The organism is uncultured Anaerofustis sp. (assembly GCF_938029165.1).
GTDB lineage: Bacteria > Bacillota > Clostridia > Eubacteriales > Anaerofustaceae > Anaerofustis.
The window spans coordinates 1-8,231 of record NZ_CALHFB010000023.1 but is presented as its reverse complement, the minus strand read 5'-3'; the positions used below and the strand labels follow the sequence as shown (position 1 = coordinate 8,231).

The following is an 8,231-nucleotide window of genomic DNA, read 5'->3' as shown; positions in this document are numbered from 1 at the left end:
ATTAAAAAATTAACGAAATACTACATAAATTAATTTAAATACGCTTAGCTTTTCCATTCATATTTAAAATAACCTTCATAAAAATATTTATTACAAACAAAAAACCCCGCACAAAAGGCGAGGCTCTTTGCTCCATCATATTTTAAATGCCAATTTTCTAGTAAAGTAAAATCATACCATAGAAGTTTATTCCCGATTCTCTCCAGTCTTTTCCGCCCTTCTCGTGAGGAAGAACTTTGAATCCTGTGTTATCTCCCCAGCATTTTACTCCATGCTCTTCATATCCGTTATTATTAACTGTTTGAATGACGTCTATCCCGCTTCCGTCCATTTGAGGTATTACCTTATCGGCATGTTTGCAATCAGGGAACGAACATTCTTCTCCGTATTCATCTCTGCATATTTCACACTTTTTGGCTCCGTATCCGAGACATTTGTAATATCCGTTTTTACCAAGCCAGTCAAGCATTTTTCTTAACACATGATTTACGTCGTAAGGGTCAAGACACTGTATAAGAAGTGCTTTTTCGTAAGTATCAAGTAAAACCTGCATCTCCTTATAAGTAGTTGCAATGGGAGGACAGCACTGTCTTTTATTGTAGTTCTTACATCCGTATTTACACTTATTGAGTGTCCAAGGTGCAGTAACCACGGTATCGGTATCTATCACCTTTGCGGTCGTAGCACCAAGGTCAACTGCAACTTTTGCAAAATCTTCCATTTTATGTTCCTCCAATCATTTACATTTCATCAGGTCTTTTTGTGTAACGTCTTATTATCAAATTATCTATTACCGAGTTATTTCTGTTGGATAAAATAAATACTATTATTTCTGCTATTTCTTCAGGTTTACATGACATATTTTCAGCCAAATCTCCCCTGGCAATCTTAGCCATAGGTGTTTCTACCGCAGAAGGATATAGATTATGTACTCTTATGTCATCATCGAAAAGTTCAATATTTAATACTTCATTCAGTGCTCTTTGTGCATATTTTGTAGAACAATAAGCTCCCTGGTGTATATGAGGATACATTCCCGAAGATGATACTATGGAAATTATATCCGAACTGTCCGATCCTTTTAATAAATCATAACAAGCCTGAGTCATTGAAAGAGTTGTATATACGTTCACTTCATAGAGTTTCATGAATTCTTCTTTGGTTACATCGAGTAAAGGCTTTCTGAGAGCCACTCCCACACTGTTTACCAAAATATCAAGTTTACCGAAAGTATCCTTGCAGTAAGCTGCGATTTTCTTACAAGTTTCCAAATCACATAAATCCCCGCTGTAATACTCTATGTTTTCTCCGATTTCTTTCTTTAAACTTCGAAGAGCTTCTTCGTTTATATCTGCCATTAAAACTTTGGCACCTTCGCCTGCCAAAGCCTTTACGATTTCTCTTCCTATACCGCCGGTCGCACCTGTTACTATAGCTACCTTATCTTGTAATTTACTACCCATTTTATATAAATCTCCTAAGTTATGTATTTATTCAAGTCCCATTTTCTTTGCGACCATATCTGCCGCACAGCTCATAAGTTCGGCACAAGTGCTACCGCCTGCTTTTCTTTGCTCACGAAGCTCATCACAGCGTGAAAAATTATTTTCGTCTCTAAATTCTTCAACCAATTCTTTAATAGTATCATAACTGATTTTTTTGCTTTCCTGATCTTTAGGGTCTTTCCAGCCGCCTAAAAATCCGGACACTATAGCCATTCCCGAAACCGCTCCGCATACTTCTCCCGCATAACCGAGTCCTCCGCCTAAGTTAGCCGAAAGATTTGCAAGAGTATCTCTGTCGACCCCGATTTCTTCTTCAAAAGCCAATACAACAGACTGACAGCAGTTATATTTTTCATCATGTAATTTTACTGCCTTTTCACCATATTTACCCATAATTTATCTCCTTTTCGTACTTTTATAACCGATTGCTAAATATAAAAAAACAATCATAACATAATTATGTTACCATTGTTTTTAGCATTTGTAAAGTATTTTCCTATAATACACCACAATAAACATTACTATGTTTAATCTAAATATCCCTTAGCCTCACTAAAGTCTTTTATCACTCCGCTTACTTCCTTTAAATCCCTAAAATAAAATTCATTTTCTTTATCGGCAATTACGATTATTTTTGCAAAGCCTCCGTTAAAAGCTGACTTTATCCCTGAAAGAGCGTCTTCAAATACAATAGTATCACCCGGGTCTACACCTATATTTTCTGCCGCTTTTAGGTATATATCGGGTTCAGGCTTCCCCGGAAGAGTACCGTCATCGTATACGACATTATCATAATCGAACCAATTACCAAGACTAAAGTTATTAAAATAGAAATCTATATTTTCTTTATTTGAAGCCGTAGCAATATTTACGTTTATATCCTTTTCTTTCAAATAATCAAGGAAACCGGTAAGCCCATTGACCAAATGAAAATTCTCTTTATCTTCTAGACAGAGTTTTCTGTAAACTCTCTCCTTTTCATCGGACATCTTTATTAGAGTTTCCTTATCCATTTTCTTATTCAAAAAATGTTCTATTATAAAAGAGCTGTTCCTGCCGTGAACATACTTTTTAAATTCCTCGTCGGTTATTTTTCTGCCAATAAGCTTTCCGAGATATCTCTCCCATGCCTTTTCATGTTTGTCGGAATCAAAAAACATAGTCCCGTTAAAATCAAATATTACGGCTTTCATATTTTCTCCCGTTATTATATCGATATTTACTGATTGATTATAACATAAAATCATATCGTTACGGTACATAAAAAATGTAAGGGAATGATCCCTTACATTTAAAATTTAAATTTTCCATAAAAATCTTTTTTATGAAATACTTTTAAACCATATATTATACCTCCAAATGGAAAGTCCTCTTTATCAATTTTGTGATTTCGACCAATAAAAGAGGCACCAAAGAGAATATTCCCACAATCTTCCACTCTTCAAAACTCAATGTAGTAAGACTAAAGAATTCTCTAAGCTGAGGTACACATATTGTAAGTGCAAGTATCACGCCTGATAAGACCATTGCCATAAATAAGTATTTGTTGTGTCCGTTTTTTGTGGTAAAGGAGGAGAGAGTATTCGACCTTTGGTTGAGTGCATGAAACAACTGAGATATGGCAAGCACAAGGAATGCCATAGTCATACCGACTTCATGAGAATCGATATGTATACCGATTTGATAAGCAGATATCGTAGCGATCATTATGTACACACCGTGAAGAAGTACTCTCAACACAAGTCCTTTTTCAAATAATGAATTCGACTTTATAGGCTTATGCTTCATTATATTTCTTCCCGCCGGATCCACCCCCAGAGCCAACGCGGGAAGGGTATCCGTAGCAAGATTTATGAGAAGTACATGTACCGCAAGGATAGGTGCGTCCCAATTCAAGATAGTTGCTATAAAAAGGGTAAGTATCTCTGCGATATTGCCCGCAAGAAGGAACTGTATGACCTTCTGTATATTCCTGTATACTCTTCTTCCCTCTTTGATTGCATATTCAATGGTAGTAAAGTTATCGTCCATTAAAATCATATCGGCACTGTCCTTTGCCACGTCTGTACCGCTTTTTCCCATTGCAACTCCTATATCTGCGGCTTTGAGAGCAGGAGAATCATTTACACCGTCCCCCGTCATTGCAGCCACTTCCCCTGTTCTTTTAAGCGATTTTATTATCCTTAGCTTATCTTTTGGAGAAACCCTTGCAAAAACAGTCACTGAACCGACCAGTTTATCGAGTTCGTCGTCACTCATATTATCAAGCTCATCACCTGATATAACAGTGTTCCCGTCTTTATATATATGAAGTTTTTTAGCTATTGCCATAGCTGTTATTTTATGGTCTCCGGTTATCATTATAGTCCTGATACCCGCTTTATGACAGGTCTCTACTGCGTCTATGACTTCTTCTCTCGGAGGATCGATCATTCCTACGGCACCGAGGAATATCATATCGAATTCGATATCTTCATCGTCTTCTTCGGGGATTTCTTTTAAAGTCCTCTTTGCAAACCCCAAAACCCTTAGTGCATCTTCAGACATTTTCTGACAAAGCTTCAAAATATTGCTTTTATCTTCTTCGGTTAAATCTCTTATACCTACTTCTGTCGATATCTTCGTACAAAGAGGAAGCATTTCATCTACCGCGCCCTTTGTGAAAGCTGTTATTTCTCCGTCCATTATATGAACGGTACTCATTCTCTTTCTATCCGAATCAAAGGGCTGTTCAAATTCTCTTTTATGTTCGTCTTCATAGTCTTCGTGGTCTATACCAAACTCTTTTGCAAGATATATAAGCGCGCCTTCCGTTGGATCTCCCAAAATCTCTCCCTCATTATCCGGGTCAAGGCTTGCATTGTTACAAAGTGCGGCGGCTGAAATCAAATCTTTGTATATGTGTTCATATTTTTCTCCCGCGGCTTTTACGTCTGTGGCTTCCCCTTTTTCAAAATCGCCGTTCATGGCTATATGAGTTACGGTCATCTGATTTTTCGTAAGTGTACCGGTCTTGTCGGAACAAATGACGGTTGCACTCCCAAGGGTCTCAACTGCGGGAAGCTTTCTCACAAGTGCATTTTTCTTTGCCATCCTTTGTACGCCAAGCGCCATCACTATCGTTGCGGTCGCCGGAAGCCCCTCGGGAATAATTGAAATAGCAAGAGAAATTGCGGTCATAAGAAGAGGCACCAATGGTTTTTGATACATATACCCAATAGCAAACATAAGTACACAAACTATTATACCGACTACGCTAAGTATCTTCCCTACGGAATTTAGCTTTCTTTTAAGCGGTGTATCGAAGTTATCTTCTTTTTCAATCATTCCTGCAATACTACCGACTTCGGTATCCATTCCCGTTGCTGTAACGACTCCTATACCGTTTCCGTAAGTTACGACTGATGAAGTATACGCCATATTTGTCCTGTCTCCAAGAGGTATATCGCTTTCAAACACATCCTCCCAGTCTTTTTCGGAGGGAACGGACTCACCGGTAAGAGAAGCTTCTTCAATCTTTAGGTTTGCGGATTCTATAATCCTCATATCTGCGGGGACTATGCATCCGTCTTCCAATATCACCACATCGCCTATAACAAGCTCACTTGCCTTAACGATACTTTCTTTACCTTCTCTAAGGGCTCTTGCTGTAGGCGCGGACATACTTTTCAGTGCCTCCATTGCATCTACGGCTTTTTTCTCCTGAACTATACCTATTACAGCGTCTATTATTACAATGACCATTATCACGATAGCTTCGGTCCATTCATTCAAAATAACGGACAGCAATGCAGCCGCTATCAATATAAGAACCATTACATCGGATAATTGTTCTTTTAGCATCTCAAAAATAGATTTTCTTGGTGCTTTCTTCAGTTCATTTGCACCATATTTATTTAATCTGTCCAAAGCTTCTCTATCACTCAACCCCTCTTTTGTTGTATCCAGTTTACTTAAAGTGTCTTCAACCCCAAGGGAGTGATAAGGAACCTTATTATCATTATTATTACTCATTTTTTGTCTCCTTCATAATGTTGTTTTAATGTATAAAAAAAAGCATAACCAAAACATCCCTACTCCTGCAGAGATTGGCTATACCAACAAAATGAATTAAATCTCACTAAAAAATGAGCATTATATAATTTTATATACCTTCTCAGGTCGTGCAGGTCATCCACCTTATTATCACCTCTTTCTTCTTTATGATTTAATCATATATTATTTTATGTATATGTATCTTTAATGTGATTTATATGAAATTAATATGATATTTGTTACTTTATTTTTTAAGAAACAAACTTCTAAGGCAAGGTGCCTTCAACTCCCTTGCAGGGCTCCGCCCTACTACCGAAATAAGAACTTTCAGTCCTTAGAAAATCGACCATACTCTCCTTATCTAATGAATGGAAGAAACGAACCCGCTGAGCTAGGTGCCTAAGCCTCCGTGGAAGGGATATCAAACTTACTGTTGTAAATCATATCCTGATTACCTGAAAAAATTGTTTCTTTTATAAATAGGAACAACTTACTCTCACCGCTTCTATTGTATCCATTATAAGACATCCATATATAATAGAATATTTCATAAAATGCTATTATTAAAAAATAAATCATACTTTATACTACTTTTATATTGACATACTGTCCGACATAGTCTACAATTATATTGTGTCAGACAAAGGAGGTGTATATATGTCTCCACGAACTGGAAGACCTAAGAATGAAAATTCCATGAATGAAAGAATCACTGTGAGACTTGACAAAGAAACAAGTGAAATTCTAAAAAAATATTGCGAGAAGAACAATATTGAAAGATCTGAAGCAATCAGACTGGGAATTAGAAAATTAGGTTAAATTAAAAGGAGCCTGCCCCTTTGAAAAAACAAGCTCCTTACACTTTACCATACCGAAGTATGATAAAAATATTCTATCATACTTCCTATGGTTTTTCAACAACACAAAATCAAACATAGGAGGATAGAAATGAATAATCGTAAAAATAAAGAAAGCATAACGTTAGAACTGACCAAAGAAGAATATTTTAAACTGAATGAATACTGCAGAATAAAAAATGTTGATTACTCAAAAGCAATAAGCGATATAGTAAATAATTATCATAAAACATCGGCGGAACAAAAATGAAAAATCGAATACTGGAAGAAATATATGATAAATACATGAACAGCGATATAAATCAAAGCAGAGACGGATTTGAAGAAATTAATAATGAAAGATTTATTATCATCAAAAAGATAAACGATACCGTAGGAGATGAAGTCTTCCGAAAAATCGAGCAGGATATCGGAGATTATGCTTACTTTGCTGAAAAGGAATGCTTTATTCGAGGATACAAGGAAGCGGTAAATAACCTCAGAGAAATAGCAGAAAACATACTTTTATTTGTTTCCATATCAGACGAAAATAAATTCAAGAATTATAAGATGAAATAAAAGAGCCTTATGTAAGGCTCTCTTATTATTTAGTTAAATTATTATGAAATATCATTTAATCAATTAGCAATATAAAAATTGTTTAATTAAAAGCTCCCATGATAGGAGCTTATATATTATCTAAATGATGATACGATTTAAACTATCATGAATTTTAAATATTATTTACATATATTAAAGATAGTTTATTACGTTATAATTTATTTGCTTTAAAATAAGCAAATATATTTTCAGATAATAAACTTTAGTAAGCTTAATATTTCTTCAATAAAGGCTATTAATCCCACTAGCATAAAGTATCTTTAATGCTTATATTAAAAATATTAATTTCTATAAAAAATATCATAATTTTCATATAAAAACAATATTGATTGTTTCAAATAAAAAATCCCCATAAAGGGGATTTCCTGATTTCTAAATGACGAAGCGATGTAAATCATCATAACTTTTAGATCCCTTTTAGCGAAGCTCTTAGCCTCCGCGGCTTGAGCGGAGATTTTGACTGCTTACCCATTTGAAAAATGGTCTGGATTTTAATAAAATCCAGATGTGCCTTGGCACATTAACAGGCACGAGCAGATTTGCGTTAGCAAGATTTGCGAGTTTTAAGTTACTTTTATTCACAAATATCGCTGAGGCGAATTTGTTCATGTTGACTTCTGTGCTTTGCACAGTGATATTTTAACTTAGTTAAAATATCTAAAACTCTTTCAGAGTTTTTAGTCAGTCAAAAAGTGCCGGGGTGTAAGGGGCAGAGCCCCTTTATAACCTTTATTTATTAGCACTTACATAAATAGGATATATATCTTCTTCAGTCAGAGGAATGAGTTTACCTACTTTAGTCCCTTTTACATAGAAACATCTGTTTGTAAGTTCTCTAAGTCCCTCTTCGTCCTGGATACCTATTCCAAGCTCGCTGAAACATGTAGGCATATTTATAGATTTAAAGAATTCTACGGTAGCTTCGATACCTTTGTCGGCTAATTCTTCATCAGTACCTTCGGTAATTCCCCATACATTTCTGGCATATCTTGCAAATCTTTCGATGTCTTTATGTTTTACATAATTTGCCCAGTGAGCCCACATCGTGGAAAGAGAAGCACCGTGAGCAACATCGAATTTCGCACTCAGAGAGTGTCCCAGTCTGTGAGTAGTAAAGTCCATAGGTGCGCCAAGCCCCGTAAGACCGTTATGAGAAAGAGAGCCTGCCCACATTATTTCGCTCATCGCATGGTAGTCTTCTTTATTTTCACAGGCAACTCTTCCGTTTTTTATT

10 protein-coding genes are annotated in these 8,231 nt (G+C 36.0%); 3 read left to right on the top strand and 7 right to left on the bottom strand.

Annotated elements, in window-relative coordinates; all coding sequences use genetic code 11:
• Positions 1–157: 157 nt before the first annotated feature.
• From Q0516_RS02455 to Q0516_RS02430, 6 genes are all read right to left on the bottom strand, one after another.
• Complete coding sequence (locus Q0516_RS02455) at positions 158–721, bottom strand: DUF2284 domain-containing protein (protein ID WP_294468908.1); 564 nt, start codon at positions 719–721, stop codon at positions 158–160.
• 19 nt (positions 722–740) lie between these two features.
• The gene (locus tag Q0516_RS02450) at positions 741–1,463 is read right to left on the bottom strand and encodes an SDR family oxidoreductase (protein WP_294468906.1); all 723 of its coding nucleotides are present in this window, start codon (positions 1,461–1,463) and stop codon (positions 741–743) included.
• 27 nt (positions 1,464–1,490) lie between these two features.
• Complete coding sequence (locus tag Q0516_RS02445) at positions 1,491–1,898, bottom strand: C-GCAxxG-C-C family protein (RefSeq protein ID WP_257480340.1); 408 nt, start codon at positions 1,896–1,898, stop codon at positions 1,491–1,493.
• A gap of 134 nt (positions 1,899–2,032) precedes the next feature.
• A complete protein-coding gene (locus Q0516_RS02440) occupies positions 2,033–2,698 on the bottom strand; it encodes an HAD family phosphatase (RefSeq protein WP_294468904.1) in 666 nt (221 codons plus the stop codon).
• 154 nt (positions 2,699–2,852) lie between these two features.
• Positions 2,853–5,519: a calcium-translocating P-type ATPase, PMCA-type gene (locus Q0516_RS02435; RefSeq protein ID WP_294468902.1), complete on the bottom strand. Its 2,667-nt coding sequence runs from the start codon at positions 5,517–5,519 to the stop codon at positions 2,853–2,855.
• A gap of 420 nt (positions 5,520–5,939) precedes the next feature.
• Positions 5,940–6,119 carry a hypothetical protein gene (locus Q0516_RS02430; RefSeq protein ID WP_294468900.1) on the bottom strand — a complete coding sequence of 60 codons (180 nt, stop codon included), beginning with the start codon at positions 6,117–6,119 and terminating at the stop codon, positions 5,940–5,942.
• Positions 6,120–6,197: 78 nt separating this feature from the next.
• On the opposite strand from Q0516_RS02430, the gene Q0516_RS02425 reads away from it, so the two are divergent.
• From Q0516_RS02425 to Q0516_RS02415, 3 genes are all read left to right on the top strand, one after another.
• Positions 6,198–6,359 carry a ribbon-helix-helix protein, CopG family gene (locus tag Q0516_RS02425; protein WP_294468898.1) on the top strand — a complete coding sequence of 54 codons (162 nt, stop codon included), beginning with the start codon at positions 6,198–6,200 and terminating at the stop codon, positions 6,357–6,359.
• Between the two features lie 129 nt (positions 6,360–6,488).
• Positions 6,489–6,647 carry a hypothetical protein gene (locus tag Q0516_RS02420; RefSeq protein WP_257480345.1) on the top strand — a complete coding sequence of 53 codons (159 nt, stop codon included), beginning with the start codon at positions 6,489–6,491 and terminating at the stop codon, positions 6,645–6,647.
• Entirely contained in the window at positions 6,644–6,955 is a 312-nt protein-coding gene (locus Q0516_RS02415; protein WP_294468896.1) for a hypothetical protein, read from the top strand. The genes Q0516_RS02420 and Q0516_RS02415 overlap by 4 nt, the downstream gene beginning before the upstream one ends.
• 771 nt (positions 6,956–7,726) lie before the next feature.
• Here Q0516_RS02415 and Q0516_RS02410 read toward each other — a convergent pair.
• Positions 7,727–8,231, bottom strand: a 505-nt coding sequence (locus Q0516_RS02410; RefSeq protein ID WP_294468894.1) for an iron-containing alcohol dehydrogenase, incomplete at its 5' end; no start/stop codon positions are given.

Coding starts and splice junctions, on each gene's coding strand:
- Q0516_RS02455 (WP_294468908.1), bottom strand. CDS start 721: ATGGAAGATTTTGCAAAAGTTGCAGTTGACCTTGGTGCTACGACCGCA.
- Q0516_RS02450 (WP_294468906.1), bottom strand. CDS start 1,463: ATGGGTAGTAAATTACAAGATAAGGTAGCTATAGTAACAGGTGCGACC.
- Q0516_RS02445 (WP_257480340.1), bottom strand. CDS start 1,898: ATGGGTAAATATGGTGAAAAGGCAGTAAAATTACATGATGAAAAATAT.
- Q0516_RS02440 (WP_294468904.1), bottom strand. CDS start 2,698: ATGAAAGCCGTAATATTTGATTTTAACGGGACTATGTTTTTTGATTCC.
- Q0516_RS02435 (WP_294468902.1), bottom strand. CDS start 5,519: ATGAGTAATAATAATGATAATAAGGTTCCTTATCACTCCCTTGGGGTT.
- Q0516_RS02430 (WP_294468900.1), bottom strand. CDS start 6,119: ATGATTTATTTTTTAATAATAGCATTTTATGAAATATTCTATTATATA.
- Q0516_RS02425 (WP_294468898.1), top strand. CDS start 6,198: ATGTCTCCACGAACTGGAAGACCTAAGAATGAAAATTCCATGAATGAA.
- Q0516_RS02420 (WP_257480345.1), top strand. CDS start 6,489: ATGAATAATCGTAAAAATAAAGAAAGCATAACGTTAGAACTGACCAAA.
- Q0516_RS02415 (WP_294468896.1), top strand. CDS start 6,644: ATGAAAAATCGAATACTGGAAGAAATATATGATAAATACATGAACAGC.